The following is a 22649-nucleotide window of genomic DNA, read 5'->3' on the forward strand; positions in this document are numbered from 1 at the left end:
GTTCAGAACTCGTTTTGCAGGGCTTTGTAGCCGCGCACCAGGTCGACGTTGGTGCGTGCCACGTCTTCGGAAAACTCCGAGGCGCTGACACTCACCGGCGGGAAGTGCGACAAGTCGGTGTTGGGGCCGATACGCGTGGTGGAGGGCACGTAGAAAGCGGCGGGCAGGTCGCGGCCGTCGACCACCGAGTTGTGGCGCACCACGCACCCATCGCCCACGGCGCAATTGAACAGCACACTGTTGAAGCCAATAAACACGCGGTCGCCCACTGTGCAGGGGCCGTGGACGATGGAGCGGTGAGCGATAGAGGTGAATTCTCCGATGGTCACTGCTGCGCCGGATTTGGAGTGGATGACCACGCCGTCCTGGATGTTGGAGTTGGCACCGATGGTGATCGGGTCCATGGCGCCGCTGGCATCCACTTCGTCGGCGCGGATCACGGCGTAAGGGCCAACGAACACGTTCTCACCGATGATGACTTTGCCGCAGATGATCGCGGTCTTGTCGACGTAGGCCGATTCGGCAATCACCGGCAGGTCGCCGGAAGGATTTTTGCGGATCATGGCTGGCTCAGTGCGGCGCACAGGGTGTTGAGGTTGTATTCGAACAGCCCGATAAAGGTGCTGGCCGGGCCTTCTGCGGCGAGGGCGTCGGAGTACAGCGTGCCGCCGATCTGTGCGCCGCTTTCGTCAGCGATCTGCTTGAGCAGGCGCGAGTCTTTGATGTTTTCCATGAACACGGCTTTGACCTTGTCCTTGCGAATCTGGGTGATCAGTGCGGCAACTTCTGCGGCCGAAGGGTCACGTTCGGTGGACAAGCCCTGGGGTGCGAGGAACTGGATGCCATAGGCTTGGCCCAGGTAACCGAAAGCGTCGTGGGAAGTGACGATGCGGCGGTTACCCGGTGGCAGGGCGCCGAACTTGGCCTTGGCCTCGTCCAGCAGGCTATGGATTTGCTTGAGGTAGGCCTGGCTGTTGCTCAGGTAGGCGGTCTTGTTGGCAGGGTCGGCGGCTACCAGCGCTTTGGTGATATTGCTCACATAAATTTCGGCGTTGGCCAGGTTGTGCCAGGCGTGCGGGTCGGGAATAGTTTCGCCATCCTCGTCCATGGTGTGGGAAATCACACCTTTGCTGGCGGTGACCACCGTTGCCTTGGTTTCGGTGCTGGTGACCAGGCGGTCCAGCCACGGCTCGAAACCGAGGCCGTTCTTGATGATGACCTTGGCCTTGAGCAGTGCCTTGGCGTCGTCCGGCGTGGGTTCATAGGTATGGGCGTCGGCGTCCGGACCGACCATGTTGCTGATCTGGATATGCTCGCCACCGATCTGGTGGGTGATGTCATCGAGAATACTGAAGCTGGTGACCACTTGCAGTTTGTCGGCGGCGTGGGCCATCGAAAGCGGCAGCAGCAGACTGAACAGCACGAATAGAGCGCGCATCGGGAAACACCTCATTGGGATGTGAGCAAAGGCGGGCGGCGCAACAAGCCGTGCACCGGACCGAACACCACGGACAACAAATACCCAGCGCCTGCCACCAGCACGATCGCCGGGCCGCTGGGCAGTGAGTAGTAGAACGACAGCAGCAGGCCCAACCACACCGACAGGCATCCCAGCAGCGCCGATACCCCGATCAGCACTGGCAGGCGTCGACTCCAGAAGCGTGAGGCGATGGCCGGCAACATCATCAAGCCGACCACCATCAACGCGCCGATGGCCTGGAAACCGATCACTAGGTTCAGCACCACCAGGGTCAGGAACACGCCATGGGCGAGGGGCCCGCGGCGGCTGACGGTTTGCAGGAACAGCGGGTCGAGGGTGTCCAGCAGCAGCGGTTTGTAGATCAGCGCCATAGCGATCAGGCTAAAACCCGAGACCCAGAGCATGCCGGTCAGTGTGGTTTGATCCACGGCCAGGGCGGAGCCGAACAGCAGGTGCAGCAGGTCCAGACGCTTGCCGGCAAGGCCCAGGATCAGCACGCCGGCGGCCAAAGAGATGGGGTAGATGGCGGCGAGGCTGGCGTCTTCGCGCAGCCCGGTGCGGCGGGTGATCCACGCGGCCAGGCCGGCCATGCTCAGGCCTGCACCCAGGCCGCCGAGGGTCAGCGCGGGCAGGCTCAGGCCGGCGAACCAGAAACCTAGGGCAGCGCCGGGCAGGATGCCGTGGGCCACCGCATCACCGATCAGGCTCATGCGCCGCAGGATCAGAAACACTCCTAGCGGCGCGGTGCTGCAAGCCAGTACCAAACCGCCGATGAGTGCGCGGCGCATAAAGACGAACTCATGAAACGGCATCCATAAGTGGGCAGTGAAGTGCATTCAGGCCACCTGCATCTGCGGTTGCGGGCGGATCAGCTCTTTGCTGGAGCCGAATACGCAGCCGGTGTTTTTGATCTGCAGTGCGTGCTGGGTGTGGTGACGCACGGAGGCCAGGTCATGGCAGACGATCACCAAGGTGCGGCCTTCGTTGTGCCAAGCGTGGATGTGTTTCCAGCACAGCGCCTGACCGTCCTCATCGAGGGCTGCGTGAGGTTCGTCGAGCAGCAGGACGGATGCGTCGGCCAGGCTCATGCGTGCCAGCAGGGCGCGCTGCAATTCGCCTCCGGACAATGCCATCAACGGTCGGTGTTCCAAGCCAGTCAGGCACCAGTCTTCGAGTACCGCGTGCAGGCGTTGGCTGCGTTGTTGCGCGGTGTGTTGGGTGCCCCAGAAACCGGCAGCGACCAGCTCTTGCAGGCTGATGGGGAACTGGCGGTCCAAGTGTTGCTGCTGGGGCAGGAATGCCAGGCCGCCACGGCGTGGAACATCCACAATGACCTTTCCCGCCAGCGGCTTTTGCAGGCCGGCGATGACTTTGAGCAGGCTGCTCTTGCCTGTGCCATTGGCGCCGATGATGCCGGTGAGGCTGCCTTTTTCCAGGGTCAAATCCAGTGCCGGGGTGAGCGGTTGCCCAGGGGCACCCCAGCGCAAAGAGTTACAGGTGATCATGCAAAGTCTCTCGTCCAGCGGCTTTCAGCCACGGCATCGTGCGCGTGCAGGCTTTCGGCGTGGATCACTTTGAGGTGGAAGGCTTTGATGGCATCCGAGCGTTTCAAGGCGAGGTTCAGGCGGCGAGCGGCGTCTTCGCAGAACATCAGGTTCTGCCCGTTGGCCAGGGCGAAGGCTTGTTCGTCTGCGCGTTTCACCGCGGTTTGTACGGCGGTACCGAGCGCGGCTTCGGCAGCGTTGATCAAGTCGATTATCGGCAGGTCAGTACCTTGCAACTGAACGTGCAACTGCGCGCTGCTGCGTTGGCTATGGGGTGTGGCGACGATGCCGTTGGCACTGCCGAGCCAGGTCAGCAGCGCTTCGTGCTGCAACGGCGTGTTGGCGAAATCATCCACAAATTGCTGCTGAATCAACTGCCTGGCGAGTGCGGCGGAGCAAGGGCAGGTTGAGGAATAAGTAACGTCAATTTTTAGTTCCACGTGGAACATCTGGTTTTCCAGACGCGCTTCGATGCTCATCGGGTAGCTCTTCCAGCCGGCTAGCGGACTGACCAGGGCGGGTCGTTTAAGCAACAACTGGGTGTGGATGCGCAGGTAAGCGTTCTTAGATAAACCTTCATGTGTGTCGAGAAAACGCTGCAGTACATTACGCAGCAGTGCAGGTGTCAGCGGCTGTTGATCGAGCATTTCCAGAGCCAGGTACAGGCGTGACATATGAATGCCACGGGCCGTGCCGTCGTCCAGGCTTACGCCCGCGTCAGCGGTGGCGGCCAGGTGTTGACCGTCAATCAGGATCGGCAAGGCGATGCCGCACATACCCACCCAGTCGAGTGGCAAGGCTTGGCGTGAAGCCTGCGCGGCAATGTCCGGCAGAGTCAGCGCATTCATAAGCAGGTCCATCGTTGGAAATGATTCGACATGTTATAGTATAACAATACGAGCTACGATGAATTTTCTGCTCCAGCCTTTGTTCAGTCATATCGAGTAGGGACACTCCTTTATCTGCGGTATATGCCATGCACCGACGTCAGCTCCTCAACCTGCTGCTGGTCAGCCCCTTGTTCGCCTTGCCTTTGGGGGCTTACGCCACGCAGATTCGCAATGCACGCCTGTGGCGCTCGGAGGACAAGCTGCGCCTGGTGTTCGACCTCAGCGGCCCGGTGCAATACAAGACCTTTTCCCTGACCTCACCGGACCGCTTGATCATCGACTTGAGTGGCGCCGGGCTCAGCGGCGACTTTTCCCAATTGGCGTTGGAGAATAGTGGGATCACCTCGATCCGTTCCGGGCATTTCGGCAAGAGCGATACGCGCATCGTGCTGGACCTGGTCGAGCCCATGCAGCTCAACAGCTTCGTGCTGCCGCCCCAGGATGGCCAAGGCCATCGCCTGGTGTTGGATTTGACCAACGCGACCCGTGCGCCCCGTCAAATCGCCGCTGAGCCGGCACCCTTGGTGACGCCGGTAGACAAGGCGCATCCCAAGCGCGACATCATCGTGGTGGTCGACCCTGGCCATGGCGGCAAAGACCCAGGTGCCATTGGCTCCAAGGGCCAGCGCGAAAAAGATGTGGTGCTGTCGATTGCCCAGTTGTTGGCTAAACGCTTGAAGCGCGAAAAGGGTTTTGACGTAAAACTGGTGCGCAACGACGACTTCTTCGTGCCGCTGCGCAAGCGCGTGGACATCGCCCGTCAGCACAAGGCCGATATGTTTATTTCGGTACATGCCGACGCCGCGCCACGGCTGACCGCGTCGGGCGCTTCGGTGTATGCGTTGTCTGAAGGGGGCGCCACCTCCGCCACGGCCCGCTTCATGGCCCAACGCGAAAATGGCGCCGACTTGCTGGGCGCCACCACCTTGCTCAATCTGAAGGACAAGGATCCGATGCTGGCCGGGGTCATTCTCGACATGTCGATGAATGCGACCATCGCCTCCAGCCTGCAACTGGGTAGCTCGGTATTGGGCAGTCTGCAAAACATCACCAGCCTGCATCAGAAACGTGTGGAGCAGGCGGGGTTCGCCGTGCTCAAGTCACCGGACGTGCCTTCAATCCTGGTGGAGACGGGTTTCATTTCCAACCCTCGGGATGCCCAGCGGCTGGTGACGGCGCGCCATCAACAGGCGGTGGCGGATGGCCTTTTCGAAGGACTCAAGCGTTACTTCCAGAAGAACCCACCCATGAACAGCTACATGGCCTGGGTGCAGGCGCAGAAAAACAGCCAGGTCTAACAGCCGGTCATTCGGCTGCAAGTGAACTTGGCGCTGGCGCCCCCTGAGCTGGAAAACCGGTTGATGGTGGTCCAGCCCACGCGCCGCGTGTAGCCGACCCACGCCTCGCCATCCGATGCCAACCCGGTAAAAAACGTCAGTTGCCCATAACGGCTGTTGGTCTGCGCCCAATAGCGTTTGCCGATCACTTCGAAACCGCGCAGATACGTAGTGCTGCCGACGGTTGCCACGCTATAGGCATTGCCCAACGGGTCCACACACGCCAGCAGGTTGGCGCTGCGTGTGCAGTTGGCCAACAGGCTGGGTGCCTGGGCGCAGGCAGGCCCGGCGACTGCCAATAGCAGCGCGCACAGCAGGTATTTCATCGAGGTTCTCAACATAGGCAGGTGACCCAGCATTGCGCCCTTCGTCGCGGCGAGCAAGAGGGATTGGCTTATTTGTATTGTTATACTATAACATAAATGCACAGCCCGACCCGCGAACCGCTTCCATGACCGAACACGACCTTTTGGCCCAACCAGCGGCCGACTACATGAATGAGGCCCAGCAGCGCTTCTTCCGCGAACTGCTGCTGGCTCAGCGCGATGACCTGCAAGCCCGTATCGACGCAGAGTTCCAGGCGCTGCGCGAGCAGGAAACCAACAGCGATCTGGCGGATATCGGCAGTGCCGAAGAGCAACGCCAATGGCAACTGCGCCTGCTGGAGCGTGAAAAGAAGCTATTGGACAAGATCGACGACGCCTTGGAGCTGCTGGCTCGTGGCGAATACGGCTGGTGCCGTGAAACCGGCGAACCCATCGGCCTGCAACGCCTGCTGCTGCGTCCCACCGCCACCTTATGTATCGAAGCCAAAGAACGTGAAGAGCTGCGCGAACGCCATAGACGGGCAGTTTGACCGGCCAACCTTGATGAGGAATACCTGATGCCCAATCGTCTCCCTGTGACCGTGTTGTCCGGCTTTCTCGGTGCCGGTAAAAGCACTCTGCTCAACTATGTCCTGCGCAACCGCGACAACCTGCGGGTGGCGGTGATCGTCAACGACATGAGCGAAATCAACATCGACGGCAGCGAGGTGCAGCGTGATGTCACGCTCAATCGTTCGGAAGAAAAGCTGGTGGAGATGAGCAATGGCTGCATCTGCTGCACCTTGCGTGAAGACTTACTTGAAGAGGTGGGAAAACTCGCCAAAGAAGGTCGTTTCGATTACCTGCTGATCGAATCCACCGGTATTTCCGAACCTTTGCCCGTGGCCGAAACCTTCACTTTTCGCGATGAAAACGAGCAAAGCCTGGCCGACATTGCACGCCTGGACACGATGGTCACTGTGGTCGACGGTATGAATTTCCTGCTCGACTACCAGGCCGCCGAAAGCCTGGCTTCACGGGGCGAAACCCTCGGTGAGGAGGATGAACGTTCCATCACCGACCTGTTGATCGAACAGATCGAATTCGCCGACGTCATCCTGATCAGCAAGATCGACCTGATCAGCAGCCGTGAGCGCGAAGAACTGATGGCCATCCTCGAGCGCCTCAACGCCCAGGCGGAAATCATCCCGATGGTTATGGGCGAAGTGCCGCTGAACAAAATCCTCAACACTGGCCGTTTCGACTTCGAACGCGCCGCCCAGGCCCCGGGCTGGTTGCAGGAATTGCGCGGTGAGCATGTGCCGGAAACCGAAGAATACGGCATAGCGTCCACGGCTTACCGTGCGCGCCGGCCGTTCCATCCACAGCGGTTTTTCGACTTTATCGACCGCCCCTGGGTCAACGGCAAGCTGTTGCGCTCCAAGGGTTTCTTCTGGTTGGCCAGCAAACATCAGGATGCGGGCAGTTGGTCCCAGGCGGGCGGGTTGATGCGCCATGGGTTTGCCGGGCGTTGGTGGCGCTTTGTGCCGAAAAGCCAGTGGCCTCAGGACGAAGAAAGCGTGGCGGCGATCATGGCTAACTGGCAGTTGAGCACGGGTGACTGCCGTCAGGAACTGGTGTTTATCGGGCAAAACATCGACTTTGCCCAGATGCGTACCGAGTTGGACGCCTGCTTGCTCACCGACGAAGAAATGGCCCTGGGTGTCGAAGGTTGGCGCCAGCTACCCGACCCGTTTGGCCCTTGGTACGAGCAGGTCGCCTGATGCTGGCCCCGGTCATTCCCCTACGCCCTGTCATCCGCCAAAGCTGTGGAGAAACGCCGCTGGCGCTGTCCGATATCCTCAACGACGGCGTCAACCTGGCAATCTGGCAGCGCCAACTGCCCCTGCATATCGCTGAGTTTGGCGCTTTGCTGGTGGCGCTCAATGAACCGTTGGCCGAGTCCATGGTGGTCGAATTGGTTAGCGAAGACTCCGTGCCGAACTTGCAGGGTTTGGCGTCCAGTTGTCGCGATCTTGAAGGCTACGATGGGTTTATCGCCGATGTGTCGTGGCTGGTCAGTGCATTCGCCTGCCTGCTGGGCGCCAAGCGCATCGGCGTGCGTTTACGGCTATTGGACAAGGCCATGTGTCCGCGTTTTCACGTTGATCACGTGCCTGTTCGGCTGATCACCACCTACGCCGGTATCGGTAGCCAATGGTTGCGCGAAGGCGTTATGGACCGGCGCACATTGAGCCAGGCGGATGCCGAGCCCACTGAGCGCATCGAGCAGATCCATTGCGGTGAAGTGGCGCTGCTTAAAGGCACCAAATGGCACGGCAATGAAGGACATGGGCTGATCCACCGCTCGCCAGTGCTCAAGGCCGATGAGCGACGGTTGATCCTGACACTGGATTGGCTGGCATAACCGCGTAGGATCAAACGCTCTACACGGCCTGAACGATGCCTCTCATGTTGCAGAACATTCCTACCCATGTGATTGCAGGGCCATTGGGCGCCGGCAAGACCAGCCTGATCAAGCACCTGCTTGCCCAGCGCCAGGCCAACGAGCGCTGGGCGGTGCTGATCAACGAGTTCGGCCAGATCGGCCTGGACGCAGCCCTACTCACACAAGACGATGACGGCATCGCCTTGGGCGAGGTGGCTGGCGGCTGTTTGTGCTGTGTGAACGGTGCACCGTTCCAGGTAGGGCTGGGCCGCTTGTTGCGTAAGGCTAAGCCGGACCGGTTGTTTATCGAGCCCTCAGGCTTGGGCCATCCGGCGCAATTGCTCAAGCAACTGCGGCACGCACCATGGCAAAACGTGCTGGCCGTGCAGCCTTGCGTGCTGGTACTCGATGCCCAGGCGTTGGCGGCGGGCAGGCCGTTGCCGCAAGCACAACAGGAGGCGTTAGCCAGTGCCGGTCTGCTGGTGTTGAACAAGGACGAGACGCTGACTGCGGTGCAACGTCAGGCGATTGAAGCGCAATTACCCGATTGCCCGCTCCATTGGACACGCCAGGCGCAACTGCCACTCGACCGGTTGCCCGGTTTGAAAGCACAGGCCCACGTAGCGGTGGATAATCTCGGCGTGCCTGAAGCGGTGGGGCAAATGCCGGCGATCTGGAGCGACCCGGGGCTGCCGATCTGTCTGAGTCAGAGCCAGGAGGGCGGCTGGAGCATCGGCTGGCGCTGGCACCCAAGCCAGCGATTCGATGTCAGCCGTCTGCATCAGTGGCTATCGAGTTTGGGCTGGCGCCGTGCCAAATTGGTTATCCACAGCGTTGAGGGTTGGGTGTCTGCCAACGCTGTAGATAACAGCCCACTGCACTGGCAACCCAGCGCTTGGCGGCGCGATTCACGTGTTGAGTTGATCTTCAGCGCACCACAGAACGTGGCCGCATTGCAAAGCGCCCTGGCAGCCTGCCGTTACTGATGTTTCTTGCTGGCGTGGTCCTGGCGCCACTGGCTCAATTCGATGATCTCGGCGCTGGGCAGCGGCTCCTTGGTTTCGAACGGGTAGGGCGCCAGTTCGATCTGCGCGCTGTGGGCGCCGAATTGGGTGATGACCCCGGCATGCCGGGTTTCGCCGGTCACCGTGAACTCGAAATTATAGATGCGCGCCAGGCGTCGGCGGCCATTGGCATCCTTGACGAAACCGATGCGCTTGAGCGCCACGGCACCGTCAAGCAGCTCGATATCGAGCTTGGCGCAATGCTGCTTGACCCGCGCCAGCGCCCGTTCACGCAGGCCGTGGTTATGCCAAACCCAGGCGGCGCCGGTGGCCAGCAGCATCAAGACGAAGATGTTTCCCAGGGTCAGCATTCCATGAACTCCAACAAAGTGAGCGCAGCTTAACTGTGTCGCCGGTCTGTCGTACAGGCTGCGTTTAGTCGCATACTGCTCGGCCAGAAATTCAACGGTTTTACGGAAATCTCCCGCATGAAACGTACACCTCACCTGCTTGCGATCCAGTCTCATGTGGTCTTCGGCCACGCCGGAAACAGCGCCGCCGTGTTCCCCATGCAGCGGGTCGGGGTGAACGTCTGGCCGCTCAACACGGTGCAGTTCTCCAACCACACACAGTATGGACAGTGGGCGGGCGAAGTGCTGGCGCCGCAGCAAATTCCTGCGCTGGTGGAGGGTATTGCCGCGATTGGCGAGCTGGGCAACTGTGATGCGGTGCTGTCCGGTTACCTGGGCAGTGCCGACCAGGGCCGCGCCATCCTCAGCGGTGTGGCGCGCATCAAGGCGATCAACCCCAAGGCGCTGTACCTGTGCGACCCGGTGATGGGCCACCCGGAAAAGGGTTGCATCGTGCCGCAGGAGGTCAGCGATTTCCTCTTGGATGAAGCCGCCGCCATGGCGGACTTCCTGTGCCCCAACCAACTGGAGCTGGATAGTTTTGCCGGGCGCAAGCCGCAATCGCTGTTCGATTGCCTGGCGATGGCCAAGGCCTTGCTGGCGCGCGGGCCCAAGGCGGTGTTGGTCAAGCACCTGGATTACCCAGGCAAACTGCCAGAAGGTTTTGAAATGCTGCTGGTGACAGCTGAGGGCAGTTGGCACTTGCGCCGGCCCCTGCTGGCGTTTCCGCGCCAGCCAGTGGGCGTGGGCGACCTGACGTCGGGCCTGTTTCTGGCGCGGGTGCTGTTGGGTGATAGCCTGGTGGCTGCCTTTGAATTCACCGCCGCAGCCGTGCATGAAGTGCTGCTGGAAACCCAGGCTTGCGCCAGTTATGAACTGGAACTGGTGCGGGCCCAGGACCGTATTGCCCACCCTCGTGTGCGCTTCGAAGCCACACCGATCAGCCTGTAATGACACAGAATCCAATGTGGGAGCGAGCAAGCCCGTTCCCACATTTTGATTGGGTTTACAAATTACGGCGCGTCGGCTTTGATTTCCCGGTAACGCTTTTCCAGTTCCTGACGAATCTGCCGACGCTGCTGAGCCTGCACAAAGCGGCGCTTGTCTTCGCTGTTCTGCGGCTGCAACGGCGGTACGGCGGCAGGTTTGCGCTGGTCGTCCACGGCCACCATGGTGAAGAAGCAGCTGTTGGTATGGCGCACCGAGCGTTCACGGATATTCTCGGTCACCACCTTGATGCCCACTTCCATCGACGTATTGCCGGTGTAGTTGACTGACGCGAGGAAGGTCACCAGCTCACCGACATGAATCGGCTCGCGAAAGATCACCTGATCTACTGACAGCGTGACCACATAACGACCGGCATAACGGCTGGCGCAGGCATAGGCCACTTCGTCGAGGTACTTGAGCAGCGTGCCGCCGTGCACATTGCCAGAGAAGTTGGCCATGTCAGGGGTCATCAGTACCGTCATCGACAGCTGGGCGTTTCCGGGTTCCATAGCACACTCACGGGTTGTAGGCATTGGTTGGGGGGAGGCACCTCTGCGGGTACTCAAAGTCTTTGCAGCGCCATCCCTAACGGGACGCCGTCAGGCGGCTTGCCGTCACGCGCGCAGCGATCTGTTTCCATATATTGCACCGGCTTTCCAGCAGAAGTCGCGGTGTTACCCTTCAAAAGCCCTTCTCAGGGCTTTTCTTACGATCAAGGCAGACTTTTCCGACCCTTCAAAGGCGCGGCCGGAAGTGGGAAAAGCGCCGGCACCCTCAAGGAGCCCCTCGCCATGCACGCCATCAGCTTTATCCAGGACTTGGCCGTGATCATGCTGGTGGCAGGGGTGGTCACCATCCTGTTTCACCGCTTCAAGCAGCCGGTGGTGTTGGGCTACATCGTCGCCGGCTTCATTATCGGCCCCCACACTCCGCCGTTTGGCCTGATCCACGATGAAGACACGATCAAGACCCTGGCGGAGCTGGGGGTCATCTTCCTGATGTTCTGCCTGGGCCTGGAATTCAGCCTGCGCAAGCTATTCAAAGTCGGGGCCACGGCGTTTATCGCGGCGTTCCTGGAAATCGTACTGATGATCTGGATCGGCTACGAGATCGGCCGCTGGTTCGACTGGAGCACCATGGACTCGCTGTTCCTCGGCGCGATCCTGGCAATCTCCTCGACCACCATTATCGTCAAGGCTCTCAACGACCTGAAGATGAAAGACCAGCGGTTCGCCCAGCTGATTTTCGGTGTGCTGATTGTGGAGGACATCCTGGGTATCGGCATCATTGCCTTGCTGTCGAGCATCGCCGTGAGTGGCACGGTCAGCTCCGGCGAGGTGTTCTCCACTGTCGGCAAGCTCTCGCTGTTCATGATCGTTGCGCTGGTGATTGGTATTTTGCTGGTGCCGCGCCTGCTGGCTTATGTGGCGAAGTTTGAAAGCAACGAGATGCTGCTGATCACGGTATTGGGGCTGTGCTTTGGTTTCTGCCTGCTGGTGGTGAAGTTGGAATACAGCATGGTGCTCGGGGCCTTTTTGATCGGCGCGATCATGGCTGAATCCCGGCAGTTGATTAAGATCGAACGCTTGATCGAACCCGTTCGCGACATGTTCAGCGCGATTTTCTTCGTGGCGATTGGCTTGATGATCGACCCGCAGATCCTGCTGCAATACGCCTGGCCCATTGCGGTGATCACCGTGGCCGTGGTGTTGGGCAAGATGCTGTCTTGCGGGCTGGGCGCGTTTATCGCCGGCAATGATGGTCGCACCTCGCTGCGGGTGGGTATGGGGCTGTCACAAATTGGCGAGTTTTCTTTCATCATCGCAGCGCTGGGGATGACCCTGCAGGTCACCAGCGACTTTCTGTACCCAGTGGCGGTGGCCGTTTCGGCGATCACCACGCTGCTCACGCCCTACCTGATTCGTGGCGCGGACCCGCTGTCATTGAAGATCGCGGCGGTGATGCCCAAGCGTATGAGCCGAGTGTTCGGCATGTATGGCGAATGGCTGCGCAGCATTCAGCCTCAGGGCGAGGGGGCAATGTTGGCCGCGATGATCCGCAAGATCATTCTGCAGGTCGGGGTAAACCTGGCGTTGGTGATCGCGATCTTCTTTGCCGGCAGCTTTTTCGCGGAGCGCATCGGTGGGTATCTCGAGGGCTGGGTCAGCGATCAGAGTTGGCAGAAGGCGTTGATCTGGGGCGGGGCGCTGCTGGTGTCGTTGCCGTTTCTGATTGCGGCGTATCGCAAGCTCAAGGCGCTGTCGATGCTGCTGGCGGAGATGAGCGTGAAACCAGAAATGGCCGGGAGGCATACCCAACGTGTGCGAAGGGTGATTGCGGAGCTGATCCCCCTCTTGTCGCTGCTGGTGATCTTCCTGCTATTGGCAGCCTTGTCGGCCAGTATTCTGCCGACCAACAAGTTGCTGGTGTTGATTGCCGTGGTCACGGCGGCGGTGGCTGCAGTGCTCTGGCGCTGGTTTATCCGTGTGCATACGCGGATGCAGGTTGCGTTGCTGGAGACGCTGGATAACCACAAGGATACGGAACACTGACTGGCGTTGGCGGGGGCTGCTTTGCCGCCCAGCGGGAGCAAGCTCCCTCGCCACAAAAGCCGGTTGCCAGAGGTCAGGGGACTCAGCTTTCCAGCCAGACGTCCCGTGCCCAGTGCCACACCGATTCCCAGGTTTCTTCAGTAACCAGTTCTTCCTCACCGGACCACAGCACGACGGTGCCGTCTTCTTCGACGCAATAGTAGTCGTCGCCGTCCTGGCAGATAGGGATCAGGCTGCGATCAACACCGGCATCCCAGGCGTTGGCGGCAACGTCTGGCAGGTAAGTGTGGGACTGTGGGTCGGTGACGGTCACCGGCTCCAGGCTGCCGTAGACCACGTCACTGACGGTCAGCAGGAATTCACGGAAGACAAAGGGGATGTCGATGAACAGTTGTTCCTCGATTTCCACCAGCAGGTCTTCGTCAGGCAGCTCCAAAGGAACCGGGACCGGTTCGTTGGCTTCACGCAGTTGTTCGATGATTTCTTCCACGGCCGGGATCCTCTTGCTAGATGGCGCGGTTTATAGGGGCGTTTTATACAGTAGCTCGCTATAAGTGCAACCGTGAAATAGAAAACCCCGGACATGTCCGGGGTTTTTGTTACCGCTTGCTCAAACGCGCAGGTATTAGCCGTTCTGGCGGATACCGGCGACCAGCCATGGCTGGTCGTCGCCCTGGGCGCGTTCCATATTCCAGCTTTCGCTGAACACTTCGCCCTGGTCGAAGCGCGAGGACTTCGACACGCCGCTGAAGGTCAGGGTGGCGATAGTCTTGTCGGCACGATCATCCACGCCATCGAGCTGTACGCGCAGGTCGTCGATGTAGGTCGACTGGAAGGCGTCACCGATCTCGGCACGTTCGCGCTTGAGAAATTCCAGCAGCTGCGGGGTCACGAACTCGGAGATCTTGTCCATTTCGTTGGCGTCCCAGTGCTGTTGCAGGGACTGGAAGTGGCTGCGGGCCGCCTCGACGAAACGCTCTTCGTTGAACCAGGCCGGTGCGTTGATCACCGGACGGGCGGCAGGGGCTGCCGAACCACCGAAGATCGAACCCATGGCAGGCTTCTGTTCGAACGCTTCACGCTGCATCGGCGCGCCGGCTGGAGCCAGATGCTCCTGCTGCTTGCGGCGACGGGCGGCGATAAAACGGAAGACCAGGAAGGCGATGACGCCCATGATCAGGATGTCGAAGATCTGCATGCCCTGGAAGCCGTCGCCCATGAACATGGACGCAAGCAGGCCACCGGCGGCGATGCCGGCCAGTGGGCCCAGCCAACGCGAAGCACCGCCGGCCTTGGCAGCAGCGCCAGCGGCACCGGCTGCGCCTGCAGTAGCCGCAGCACCGCCGGCACCGGCGGATGGAGCCATTTGGCTGGTCTGGCGAGTCGGTGCCGCGCCCGAGCTTTTGCCGCCACCGAAGCGTTTGGCGTTGGCGTCGAGGCTCATCGTCAGGCCGATGCACAACGCCATGGCGATGCTAAGAAAACGTTTCATATAGGGAATTCCCATTTGTGGATTGCACGCGCGCCATGTTGCACAGGTGTCGTGGCAGAGGCTAGCGGCATAATGTTTCGGGCTTTTGCGTAAGACCAAATCCGAAGGGTCTGTAGGACCAATTACAGATATTGGCCCGCACGCCTCTAAAACAAGGCTGGGCCAATAATCTTCATGTTACGCAGTGTTTCATGATGGTGGGCTTATTGTGGCCAGAGATTGCTCCCGCTGGGCTGCGCAGCAGCCCCAAAAAACGGGCGCGCTGCGCACGCCAGCGGAAGCAATCTATGGTCACAGGTGATCAGCTCAGACCGCTTCGAGCTTGGCGTAACCCATCATCAGCCACTTGCTGCCCTCGGCGAAGTTCACCTGCACCCGCGCCTGGGCGCCTGCGCCTTCGAAGTTGAGGATCACGCCTTCGCCGAAGATCGCATGCTTGACCTGCTGGCCCAGGCTGAACGGGGTTTCCGGTATTTCGGAACCGGCAAACATGCTGCTGGAGTTCTGTTGCTGGCCACCGCCGAACGGGCGGCTGACGCTGTTGGACAAGCGTACTTCCTGGATCAGCCCTTTCGGCACCTCACGTACGAAGCGCGACACCTTGTTGTAGGTTTCGCTGCCATATAGGCGTCGGGTCTCGGCGTAGGTCATCACCAGGTTCTGCATAGCCCGGGTGATGCCCACGTAGGCCAGGCGGCGTTCTTCTTCAAGGCGGCCGGGCTCTTCCAGGCTCATCTTGTGAGGGAACAGGCCTTCTTCCATGCCCACCAGGAACACATAAGGGAATTCCAGGCCTTTGGCGCTGTGCAAGGTCATCAGCTGGATGCTGTCTTCATGCTCGTCGGCCTGGGTATCGCCGGCTTCCAGCGAGGCGTGGCCCAGGAAGGCGGCGAGCGGCGTCAGCTCTTCGTCGTCCTCGGTGTTTTCGAACGCGCGGGCGGCGCTGACCAGTTCCTCAAGGTTTTCTACCCGGGCCTGGCCTTTCTCGCCTTTTTCCGCTTCGTGATAGGCGATCAGCCCGGACTGCTCGATCACGGTCTGAGTCATCAGGTGCAGCGGCATCTCTGCGCACTTGGCGGCCAGGTTCTCGATCAGCTCGACAAACACCCCCAACGCCCCCGCAGCACGGCCAGTCAGGCCTTTGTTGGCGATCAGCAAGCGCATGGCTTCCCACATCGACACATCGGCATGGCGCGCATGGTCGCGGATCGCTTCGACGGTTTTCTCGCCAATGCCACGCGCCGGGATGTTGATCACCCGCTCCAGCGCTGCATCGTTACCACGGCCTTCAAGCAAACGCAGGTAGGCCATGGCGTTCTTGATTTCGGCGCGCTCGAAGAAGCGCTGGCCGCCATAGATGCGGTACGGGATGCGCTCGCGCAGCAAGGCCTCTTCCAGCACCCGTGATTGGGCGTTGGAACGGTACAGAATCGCGATATCGCTGCGGGCCAGGCCGGTTTTCAGTGCGCTTTCAATGGTTTCGACCACGTAGCGCGCTTCATCGTGCTCATTGAACGCCGCGTATAGGTTGATCGCTTCGCCTTCGCCGCCGTCGGTCCACAGCTCTTTGCCCAGGCGCCCGGTGTTGTTGGCGATCAAGGCGTTGGCCGCCTTGAGGATCCCGGCGGTGGAGCGGTAATTCTGCTCCAGGCGGATGGTCACCGCGTCCGGGAAGTCTTCGGAATACTGGTAGATGTTCTCGATTTTCGCGCCACGCCAGCCGTAGATCGACTGGTCGTCATCGCCCACCACCATCAGGCTGTCACCGCCCTTGGCGAGCAGACGCAACCATGCGTACTGCACGGCGTTGGTGTCCTGGAACTCGTCCACCAGGATATGGCGGAAGCGTTTCTGGTAATGGGCCAGCAAACCGGGGTTGTCGCGCCACAGGTCGAGGGCACGCAGCAGCAGTTCGGAGAAGTCGATGACGCCGGCGCGCACGCAGGCCGCTTCATAGGCCTCATAAATGCTACGCATCGTGGCCAGGAACAGGTCGCCGCTGGCTTGGATATGTTGCGGGCGCAGGCCCTCGTCTTTCTGGCCGTTGATAAACCACTGTGCCTGGCGCGCCGGCCAGCGTTGTTCGTCCAGGCCCAGTTCGCGGATCACGCGCTTGACCAGGCGTTGCTGGTCGTCGCTGTCGAGAATCTGGAAGGTCTGGCTCAGGCCGGCTTCCTGCCAATGCGCCCGCAACAGGCGGTGCGCCAGGCCGTGGAAGGTGCCCACCCACATGCCCGCCGGGCTGATGCCCATCAACTGCTCGATGCGATGACGCATCTCGGCAGCGGCCTTGTTGGTGAAGGTCACCGACAGGATGGAATGCGGGGACGCGTTTTCGACCTGGATCAACCAGGCGATACGGTGCACCAGCACTCGGGTTTTACCGGAGCCAGCACCGGCCAGGACCAACTGACGGCCAACGGGGGCCGCTACGGCCTGGCGTTGGGCATCGTTGAGGGAGTTCAGCAAAAGAGAGAGATCATCGCGCATCGACGCATTCTATGGGCCTTGGGGGGCCTGGGCAAATCCCAATGCCGGATGGTCGATGCAAAACGCCTGCAAGCTATCGACGGGCGAACATTCTGACGGGGGTGATGACCGGTTGGTCATCGCCCGCAGCCCATGCCGTGTCTTGCTCAAGCGGTCTGGGCCAAAGGTTTGCGGCCAATCGCAGGAGGTTTTTTATGACTTGTAGCAGTTTGGCCCAGGCGCTTGCTTGTGTATGCTCCGTCGACGTTTCGGGCTCACCATTATAAGAACACCGCCTATGACCCTTAGCACCGACCTGTTTGGCCCCTCGCCGGCCCCGGCACAGGTCATCCGTAAACACTATGCAACCGAAATCGCGGTTGAGCGCACGCGCCTGCTGTATCAAGGTTCGTTGCTGCCGACGCTGCTGATGCTGGTCAACGGCCTGGTCTGCGCCTGGTTGCTGTGGAACCCCAATCAGTACCTGCTGGACAGCGTCTGGCTGCTCTGGCTGCTTGCCCTGGTGGCGATGCGCGTGATTCAAGTGGCAGCCTTTGATTCGGCCATGCCCAGCCGGCAGGCCCAGCCCGTGTGGCGCCGTATGTTCATGCTCGGCTCGGCGGTCAGTGGCCTGACCCTCTCCGTTGCGGCCATTGCCCTGGTGCCCACGGACAGCTTCATGCATCAGGCCTGGGTGTTTGGCCTGATCGGCGCCGCCACCTTGTCGGCCAGCGTGGCCTATGCCGTGAGCTTTTGGGCTTACCTGTCGTTTGCCTTGCCGTGCCTGGTGCCGGCCATCGTCTACCTGTTCTGGAATGGCACCCCGCAGCAAAAAGGCTGGGGCGTCCTCGGGCTGATCCTGCTGGCGTCCCTGAGCCTGGTCGCGTGGCAGGTCAACCGCCTGATCCAGCGCGGGTTGTTGCGCCGTTTCCAGAACCAGGCCCTGATCGAGCATTTACAGCAGGCGCAGCAACGCAGTGAGCAGTTGAACCAGGACCTGGTGCGCGAAGTCGAGCAGCGCCGCGAGGTGGAGCAGAACTTGCGTGAAGCCCAGGTCGGTCTGCAAGATCGTGTGGCGCAACGCAGCCAGCAATTGGATGCTGCCAGCCTCGCCTTGAGTAAAAGCGAAGCGCGCCTGGCCATGGCCCTGCAAGCCAGTGAACTGGGCCTGTGGGACTGGAACCTGCAAACCGACGAGGTCCACCACACGCAACTCAAGGAGTTGTTTGGCCTGGAGCCCGAATACGTCACGGCGATGCTCAGCCACCTCAAACCGCGCCTGCACCCCGACGATCTGCCACTGCTCAAGCACGCGCTGGTAGAGCATCTCAAAGGCCGCAGCGAGGACTATCAGGTGGAGTACCGGATACGTCATGGCGATGGGCATTGGGTGTGGATCGAAGACCGCGGGCGCGCCGTGGAGCGCGCGCCCAGTGGCCGCGTCATCCGTATGCTGGGCACGCGCCGCGACATCAGCGCCGGCAAGGCGGTGGAGGAGCAGCAACGCCTGGCTTCGACGGTGTTCGAGGCGGCCAGCGAAGGCATTGTGATCCTCGACCCGAACTACGCGCTGATCGCCGTGAACCAGGCGTTCAGCCGCGTCACCGGTTTCGACATCGACGACATGCTTGGCCGCAACGTCGTGGAACTGCCCAGCAGTCGCGATGCGCGGCGCCACTTCCCGCTGATCCGCCAGGCATTGCTCAGCCACGGCACCTGGCAGGGCGAATTGGTGGAGACGCGCAAGAACGGCGAACTGTACCCGCAATGGCTACAGCTGAATGTGGTGCGTGATGTACGGGGGAACGTCAGTCATATCGTAGGATTCTTCGCCGATCTGTCCGCCCGGCGCGAGTCGGAAGAGCGCATGCGCTACCTCACCCACTACGACGAGTTGACCGGCCTGGCCAACCGCTCGCTGTTTCGCGAACGGCTGCGCGAAGCTCACCAGCGGGTGCGCCAAGGCGGTCGCAGCCTCGCGCTGCTGCATATCAACCTCGACCGCTTCAAATTGCTCAATGACAGCCTGGGCCATGAAGTGGCCGACCAACTGCTGCAGAAAATGGCGCGGCGCTTGATCAACGCGCTGCCGGAGGCCGACACCATTGCGCGCCTGTCCGGTGATGAGTTCGCCGTACTGTTTGACGCCTATGGCAACTTATCCAGCCTGGCGCGGGTGGCGACCCGGTTGCTGGCGAAGCTGCGCGTGCCGGTGAACGTGGAGGGCCATGAGCTGGTGGTAAGCGCCTCTATGGGCGTCAGCCTGCTGCCTGATAACGCACGGGAGATTTCTGCACTGGTCAGCCAGGCGAATATGGCGATGCAGCACGCCAAGCATTTGGGCGGGAATAATTTCCAGTTCTTCACCGACAGCCTGCAAGCCAGCACCCTGGAGCGTTTGCAGCTGGAAAACCACCTGCGCAAAGCCATCGACGAGCGTCAGCTCACGGTGTTTTACCAACCCAAGCTGTGCCTGGTCACTGGCAAGCTGAAGGCTGCCGAGGCGTTGGTCCGCTGGGAGCATCCGCAATGGGGCATGGTGCCGCCGAGTGACTTTATCGGTTTGGCGGAAGAAACCGGCTTGATCGTGCCGTTGGGCGAATTTGTGCTGCGCCAGGCCTGCTGGCAGGCCTGCGAATGGCAGCGTCAGGGGCTGGCGCCGATTCGCGTGTCGGTCAACCTGTCGGTGCATCAGCTGCGCCAGGGCAAGCTGGTCAGCCTGGTGCGCCAAGTGCTGGAGGAAACCGCACTGGACCCGCAGTACCTGGAGCTGGAACTGACCGAAAGCCAGTTGCTCGACAGCGTTGAACACATCATCGCCACCTTCCAGCAACTGCGCGACCTGGGGGTGAAGCTGGCCATCGACGACTTTGGCACCGGTTATTCGTCCCTCAGCTACCTCAAGCGTATCCCGGTGGACTACGTAAAAATCGACCAGGCCTTTATCCGGGGGCTTGGCCAGGGGCGCGAGGATGCGGCCATCACCCGTGCGATCATCGCCATGGCCCACGGGTTGGCGCTCAAGGTAGTGGCCGAAGGAGTGGAGGATCAGCAGCAGCTGGATTTCCTGCGCGGTGAGCAGTGTGACGAGGTACAGGGTTACCTGATCAGCCCGCCCATGAGGGCCGAAGGGCTGGCGGATTTGTTACGCAAAAACGCAGATTTTTCTTAACGCAGCGTAGGCCGCGTTTATGGCTACATAGCGGCTGCCCGCTGAATCAGAGGGGAGCAGGGCGATTTAGTGATGCATCTAACGGGCAAAACGACAATTCTTGTAGTATAACTACAAGCTTGCTACATCCCTGGCGCCTGCCAATAACAAGAGTCCTGCCCTTTGAACCTGTTGCAACATATCGCCCAGTCGCGCCACCTGTTACGCAAATCGGAACTCAAGGTTGCCGATCATGTGCTGCTTGACCCTGCGGCCGTGATGCACAGTTCCATGGCCGACCTGGCCCACAGCGTGGGCATCAGCGAGCCGACCATCGTGCGCTTCTGCCGCGCCATTGGTTGCTCCGGCTTTCAGGACCTCAAGCTCAAGCTGGCGCAAAGCCTGGCTGCCGGTGCGAGCTTCGGCCAGTTTGCAATCCATGAAGACGACTCCGTTGCCGACTACAGCCTGAAAATCTTCGACACCACCTTGCACACCTTGATGGAAGTGCGTGAGAAGCTCGACCCGGTGGAGCTGCAAAAGGCCGTGACCGCAATGTCCCAGGCCCAGCGCGTCGAGTTCTACGGCTTCGGTGCGTCCGGCGCGGTGGCGGCCGATGCCCAGCACAAGTTCTTCCGCCTGCTGCTGACCGCCGCGGCCTACAGCGACCCGCACATGCAGGCGATGTCGGCGGTGACCTTGAAGCCCACTGACGTGGCCATCTGCATTTCCCAATCAGGTCGTTCCAAAGACCTGCTGATCACCGCCAACCTGGTGCGTGAGAGCGGCGCGTCGTTGATTACCCTGTGCCCGAGCCAGACGCCATTGGCCGAGTTGTCCACGGTGAACCTGGCGATCGACGTGCATGAAGACACCGAAATCTACACGCCGCTGACCTCGCGCATTGCCCACCTGGTGGTTATCGACGTGTTGGCGATGGGCGTGGCCATGGCCCGTGGCCCGAGCCTGGTCAACCACCTCAAGAGCGTGAAGCGCAGCTTGCGTAGCCTTCGCCTCTCGCCAAAATCCGTCAAAGCCCTCGACGACTAAGCCCAGGCCATACTCGGTCAAAGTGTGGGAGCTGGCTTGCTGTGGCGAGGGAGCTTGCTCCCGCTGACTGCGCAGCAGTCTCCGGCTTTTTGGGGGCGCTTCGCACCCCAGCGCAAGCAAGCTTGCTCGCCACAGCGAACCAGCTCCCACAGGGAGTTTGCGTCAATTTCGCAAGATTCATCATCCTGTAATCCCCGCGCCGCCAAACCGTCATCCCCCACGCCCATCCTGTACTCCCCGTACTCGCATTGGGAGACTCCAAATGACCCGGCCCTACGAAGACAGCAACAGCACCGTCAAGACCCGTCGTCAGCAGGAAGACCAGCGCCGCATGGCGTTCCGTCGCGCCATCGAAGACCGTTGCGAGGAGCGCCAGTTGCTCCAGAGCATCAGTGACTACCCGGAACTGCATTGGCAGGCACCCGTGGCTGCCCAGCGAAACGCTCAGCCAGCGCGCTGATCTGCACCCGTTCGCTGCGAATAAAGCCCAGGAACGCATGGGCCACCGGTGACAGGCGTTTAGCCTTGGCCTGTACCAGGCACCAACTGCGGTACAGCGGCAGTTCTTCCACCGGCAGCTCCGTGAGCCCGCCGGTGGCCAGCTCCAGGTTCAAGGCGTGGCGCGTCAGCAATGCCACGCCCAACCCTGCACTCACACATTCACGCTGCGCCTCGGCCGAGGCCACTTCCACCGTCTGGGTGAAGTGCACGCGTTTTTCCTTGAAGTATTCCTCGCAGGCCAGTCGCGTGCCAGAGCCCGGCTCGCGGATGAGCAGGGTATAAGGCTCCAGGTCCTGCAAGCGCAGTGGCCCTTGCAGGCTCAACGGATGATCTGGCAGCGCCACGGCGACAATCGGATTGTTGAGAAACGGCAGGAATTCCAGGCCCATGTCCTGAGGCACCATGGACATGATTACCAGGTCGTCGCGGTTGTCCGAGAGCCTGCGGATCACCTGGGCACGGTTGACCACCGTGAGCTGCAATTGCACTTCCGGATGCTGGCGCTTGAAGGCGGCGAACAGGTGCGGCACGAAATACTTGGCGCTGGACTCCACCGCCAGTTTCAGTTGGCCTTGCAGTGAACCCTGCATGTCCGACAGCTGCATATCGAGGTTTTCCAGGCGCCCGAAAATATCGCGGCTGGCCCGTTGCAAGGCTTCGGCGGCCTCGGTCATGTAGAGTTTTTTGCCGACATAGTCGAACAGCGGCTGGCCGACCAGTTCTTCCAGCTGGCGAATTTGCAGGCTGACCGCCGGTTGGGTGAGTGACATTTCCTCGGCGGCACGGCTGTAGGAACGCAAATCACACACTTCATTGAAGATCTGCAATTGACGCAATGTCATACGCATCAATGACTTACGCATTTTATAAGCCCTTAGCTCTCCGGTCGTCCGGCCAACTATAAGTCTTTACTTATACACAACCCAATAATTATTGATTTTTGTTAATTCTCCTGTGCGCATAGTGTGTGTCTCGCGACTGTCATGAAACATTTGGTCACGCGCCGACCCGCCTCAAGCGGGTCG

General features: G+C 60.7%; 22 protein-coding genes. 10 read left to right on the top strand and 12 right to left on the bottom strand.

Going from position 1 to position 22649, the window contains the following annotated elements:
- Positions 1-2: 2 nt before the first annotated feature.
- The 5 genes from HU730_RS13395 to folE2 are packed head-to-tail and all read right to left on the bottom strand — an operon-like array spanning position 3 to position 3872.
- Positions 3-563, bottom strand: a complete 561-nt coding sequence (locus HU730_RS13395) for a DapH/DapD/GlmU-related protein (protein WP_054916971.1) — start codon at positions 561-563, stop codon at positions 3-5.
- Positions 560-1438, bottom strand: a complete 879-nt coding sequence (locus tag HU730_RS13400) for a metal ABC transporter substrate-binding protein (RefSeq protein WP_054916969.1) — start codon at positions 1436-1438, stop codon at positions 560-562. The genes HU730_RS13395 and HU730_RS13400 overlap by 4 nt, the downstream gene beginning before the upstream one ends.
- An 11-nt stretch (positions 1439-1449) precedes the next feature.
- A complete protein-coding gene (locus HU730_RS13405) occupies positions 1450-2316 on the bottom strand; it encodes a metal ABC transporter permease (protein WP_034129163.1) in 867 nt (288 codons plus the stop codon).
- On the bottom strand, positions 2317-2985 hold the full coding sequence (locus HU730_RS13410) for an ATP-binding cassette domain-containing protein (RefSeq protein WP_186527031.1): 669 nt from the start codon (positions 2983-2985) through the stop codon (positions 2317-2319).
- Positions 2982-3872, bottom strand: coding sequence for a GTP cyclohydrolase FolE2 (gene folE2, locus HU730_RS13415; protein ID WP_186527032.1), 891 nt, complete (start codon positions 3870-3872; stop codon positions 2982-2984). The genes HU730_RS13410 and folE2 overlap by 4 nt, the downstream gene beginning before the upstream one ends.
- Positions 3873-4000: 128 nt before the next feature.
- Here folE2 and HU730_RS13420 point away from each other — a divergent pair, with 128 nt between their 5' ends.
- The gene (locus HU730_RS13420; RefSeq protein ID WP_186527033.1) at positions 4001-5212 is read left to right on the top strand and encodes an N-acetylmuramoyl-L-alanine amidase; all 1212 of its coding nucleotides are present in this window, start codon (positions 4001-4003) and stop codon (positions 5210-5212) included.
- Here HU730_RS13420 and HU730_RS13425 read toward each other — a convergent pair.
- The gene (locus HU730_RS13425) at positions 5209-5577 is read right to left on the bottom strand and encodes a hypothetical protein (RefSeq protein ID WP_034129159.1); all 369 of its coding nucleotides are present in this window, start codon (positions 5575-5577) and stop codon (positions 5209-5211) included. The two genes, HU730_RS13420 and HU730_RS13425, sit on opposite strands and share 4 nt — an antisense overlap.
- Before the next feature lie 125 nt (positions 5578-5702).
- Here HU730_RS13425 and dksA point away from each other — a divergent pair, with 125 nt between their 5' ends.
- Genes dksA through HU730_RS13445 form a run of 4 tightly spaced genes read left to right on the top strand, consistent with a single transcriptional unit; the run spans position 5703 to position 8991 of the window.
- Complete coding sequence (gene dksA, locus HU730_RS13430) at positions 5703-6107, top strand: RNA polymerase-binding protein DksA (RefSeq protein WP_034129158.1); 405 nt, start codon at positions 5703-5705, stop codon at positions 6105-6107.
- 27 nt (positions 6108-6134) lie between these two features.
- On the top strand, positions 6135-7340 hold the full coding sequence (gene zigA / locus HU730_RS13435) for a zinc metallochaperone GTPase ZigA (RefSeq protein WP_014720560.1): 1206 nt from the start codon (positions 6135-6137) through the stop codon (positions 7338-7340).
- Entirely contained in the window at positions 7340-7984 is a 645-nt protein-coding gene (locus HU730_RS13440; RefSeq protein WP_060763878.1) for a DUF1826 domain-containing protein, read from the top strand. Before zigA ends, HU730_RS13440 begins: the two co-directional genes overlap by 1 nt.
- 44 nt (positions 7985-8028) lie before the next feature.
- Positions 8029-8991 carry a CobW family GTP-binding protein gene (locus HU730_RS13445; RefSeq protein ID WP_096143027.1) on the top strand — a complete coding sequence of 321 codons (963 nt, stop codon included), beginning with the start codon at positions 8029-8031 and terminating at the stop codon, positions 8989-8991.
- Here HU730_RS13445 and HU730_RS13450 read toward each other — a convergent pair.
- Positions 8985-9380 carry a DUF3301 domain-containing protein gene (locus tag HU730_RS13450; protein WP_003195752.1) on the bottom strand — a complete coding sequence of 132 codons (396 nt, stop codon included), beginning with the start codon at positions 9378-9380 and terminating at the stop codon, positions 8985-8987. The two genes, HU730_RS13445 and HU730_RS13450, sit on opposite strands and share 7 nt — an antisense overlap.
- 117 nt (positions 9381-9497) lie before the next feature.
- Between HU730_RS13450 and pdxY the strand changes: the two genes are divergently transcribed.
- Positions 9498-10370, top strand: a complete 873-nt coding sequence (gene pdxY, locus HU730_RS13455) for a pyridoxal kinase PdxY (RefSeq protein WP_032878650.1) — start codon at positions 9498-9500, stop codon at positions 10368-10370.
- A 62-nt stretch (positions 10371-10432) separates the two neighbouring features.
- Here pdxY and HU730_RS13460 read toward each other — a convergent pair whose 3' ends face one another.
- Positions 10433-10918 carry an acyl-CoA thioesterase gene (locus tag HU730_RS13460; protein WP_003195747.1) on the bottom strand — a complete coding sequence of 162 codons (486 nt, stop codon included), beginning with the start codon at positions 10916-10918 and terminating at the stop codon, positions 10433-10435.
- 282 nt (positions 10919-11200) lie between these two features.
- On the opposite strand from HU730_RS13460, the gene HU730_RS13465 reads away from it, so the two are divergent.
- A complete protein-coding gene (locus HU730_RS13465) occupies positions 11201-12961 on the top strand; it encodes a cation:proton antiporter (protein WP_057975224.1) in 1761 nt (586 codons plus the stop codon).
- Positions 12962-13043: 82 nt separating this feature from the next.
- On the opposite strand, the gene HU730_RS13470 is transcribed toward HU730_RS13465, so the two are convergent.
- The 3 genes from HU730_RS13470 to uvrD form a co-directional block, all read right to left on the bottom strand.
- Positions 13044-13451, bottom strand: coding sequence for an SMI1/KNR4 family protein (locus HU730_RS13470; RefSeq protein ID WP_034129154.1), 408 nt, complete (start codon positions 13449-13451; stop codon positions 13044-13046).
- A 135-nt stretch (positions 13452-13586) separates the two neighbouring features.
- On the bottom strand, positions 13587-14453 hold the full coding sequence (locus HU730_RS13475) for a Tim44 domain-containing protein (RefSeq protein ID WP_186527034.1): 867 nt from the start codon (positions 14451-14453) through the stop codon (positions 13587-13589).
- A gap of 306 nt (positions 14454-14759) precedes the next feature.
- Positions 14760-16943: a DNA helicase II gene (gene uvrD, locus HU730_RS13480; RefSeq protein WP_014720554.1), complete on the bottom strand. Its 2184-nt coding sequence runs from the start codon at positions 16941-16943 to the stop codon at positions 14760-14762.
- 277 nt (positions 16944-17220) lie between these two features.
- Between uvrD and HU730_RS13485 the strand changes: the two genes are divergently transcribed.
- The 3 genes from HU730_RS13485 to HU730_RS13495 all read left to right on the top strand — a co-directional run bounded on the left by HU730_RS13485 (position 17221) and on the right by HU730_RS13495 (position 21583).
- Positions 17221-20094, top strand: coding sequence for an EAL domain-containing protein (locus HU730_RS13485; RefSeq protein WP_034129153.1), 2874 nt, complete (start codon positions 17221-17223; stop codon positions 20092-20094).
- A 162-nt stretch (positions 20095-20256) separates the two neighbouring features.
- On the top strand, positions 20257-21123 hold the full coding sequence (gene hexR, locus HU730_RS13490; protein ID WP_003177007.1) for a transcriptional regulator HexR: 867 nt from the start codon (positions 20257-20259) through the stop codon (positions 21121-21123).
- A 262-nt stretch (positions 21124-21385) separates the two neighbouring features.
- Positions 21386-21583: a hypothetical protein gene (locus HU730_RS13495; RefSeq protein WP_073526287.1), complete on the top strand. Its 198-nt coding sequence runs from the start codon at positions 21386-21388 to the stop codon at positions 21581-21583.
- Here HU730_RS13495 and HU730_RS13500 read toward each other — a convergent pair.
- Complete coding sequence (locus HU730_RS13500) at positions 21513-22487, bottom strand: LysR family transcriptional regulator (protein ID WP_186527035.1); 975 nt, start codon at positions 22485-22487, stop codon at positions 21513-21515. The genes HU730_RS13495 and HU730_RS13500 overlap by 71 nt on opposite strands.
- Positions 22488-22649: the final 162 nt, after the last annotated feature.

It is taken from the genome of Pseudomonas sp. SWRI22, from assembly GCF_014268395.2.
GTDB classification, from domain to species: domain Bacteria; phylum Pseudomonadota; class Gammaproteobacteria; order Pseudomonadales; family Pseudomonadaceae; genus Aquipseudomonas; species Aquipseudomonas paracarnis.

Coding starts and splice junctions, on each gene's coding strand:
- zigA (WP_014720560.1), top strand. CDS start 6,135: ATGCCCAATCGTCTCCCTGTGACCGTGTTGTCCGGCTTTCTCGGTGCC.
- HU730_RS13485 (WP_034129153.1), top strand. CDS start 17,221: ATGACCCTTAGCACCGACCTGTTTGGCCCCTCGCCGGCCCCGGCACAG.
- pdxY (WP_032878650.1), top strand. CDS start 9,498: ATGAAACGTACACCTCACCTGCTTGCGATCCAGTCTCATGTGGTCTTC.
- HU730_RS13450 (WP_003195752.1), bottom strand. CDS start 9,380: ATGCTGACCCTGGGAAACATCTTCGTCTTGATGCTGCTGGCCACCGGC.
- HU730_RS13440 (WP_060763878.1), top strand. CDS start 7,340: ATGCTGGCCCCGGTCATTCCCCTACGCCCTGTCATCCGCCAAAGCTGT.
- HU730_RS13425 (WP_034129159.1), bottom strand. CDS start 5,577: ATGAAATACCTGCTGTGCGCGCTGCTATTGGCAGTCGCCGGGCCTGCC.
- HU730_RS13495 (WP_073526287.1), top strand. CDS start 21,386: ATGACCCGGCCCTACGAAGACAGCAACAGCACCGTCAAGACCCGTCGT.
- HU730_RS13410 (WP_186527031.1), bottom strand. CDS start 2,985: ATGATCACCTGTAACTCTTTGCGCTGGGGTGCCCCTGGGCAACCGCTC.
- HU730_RS13475 (WP_186527034.1), bottom strand. CDS start 14,453: ATGAAACGTTTTCTTAGCATCGCCATGGCGTTGTGCATCGGCCTGACG.
- HU730_RS13445 (WP_096143027.1), top strand. CDS start 8,029: ATGTTGCAGAACATTCCTACCCATGTGATTGCAGGGCCATTGGGCGCC.
- HU730_RS13400 (WP_054916969.1), bottom strand. CDS start 1,438: ATGCGCGCTCTATTCGTGCTGTTCAGTCTGCTGCTGCCGCTTTCGATG.
- HU730_RS13465 (WP_057975224.1), top strand. CDS start 11,201: ATGCACGCCATCAGCTTTATCCAGGACTTGGCCGTGATCATGCTGGTG.
- HU730_RS13395 (WP_054916971.1), bottom strand. CDS start 563: ATGATCCGCAAAAATCCTTCCGGCGACCTGCCGGTGATTGCCGAATCG.
- uvrD (WP_014720554.1), bottom strand. CDS start 16,943: ATGCGCGATGATCTCTCTCTTTTGCTGAACTCCCTCAACGATGCCCAA.
- dksA (WP_034129158.1), top strand. CDS start 5,703: ATGACCGAACACGACCTTTTGGCCCAACCAGCGGCCGACTACATGAAT.
- HU730_RS13405 (WP_034129163.1), bottom strand. CDS start 2,316: ATGCACTTCACTGCCCACTTATGGATGCCGTTTCATGAGTTCGTCTTT.
- HU730_RS13500 (WP_186527035.1), bottom strand. CDS start 22,487: ATGCGTAAGTCATTGATGCGTATGACATTGCGTCAATTGCAGATCTTC.
- folE2 (WP_186527032.1), bottom strand. CDS start 3,872: ATGAATGCGCTGACTCTGCCGGACATTGCCGCGCAGGCTTCACGCCAA.
- HU730_RS13420 (WP_186527033.1), top strand. CDS start 4,001: ATGCACCGACGTCAGCTCCTCAACCTGCTGCTGGTCAGCCCCTTGTTC.
- HU730_RS13460 (WP_003195747.1), bottom strand. CDS start 10,918: ATGGAACCCGGAAACGCCCAGCTGTCGATGACGGTACTGATGACCCCT.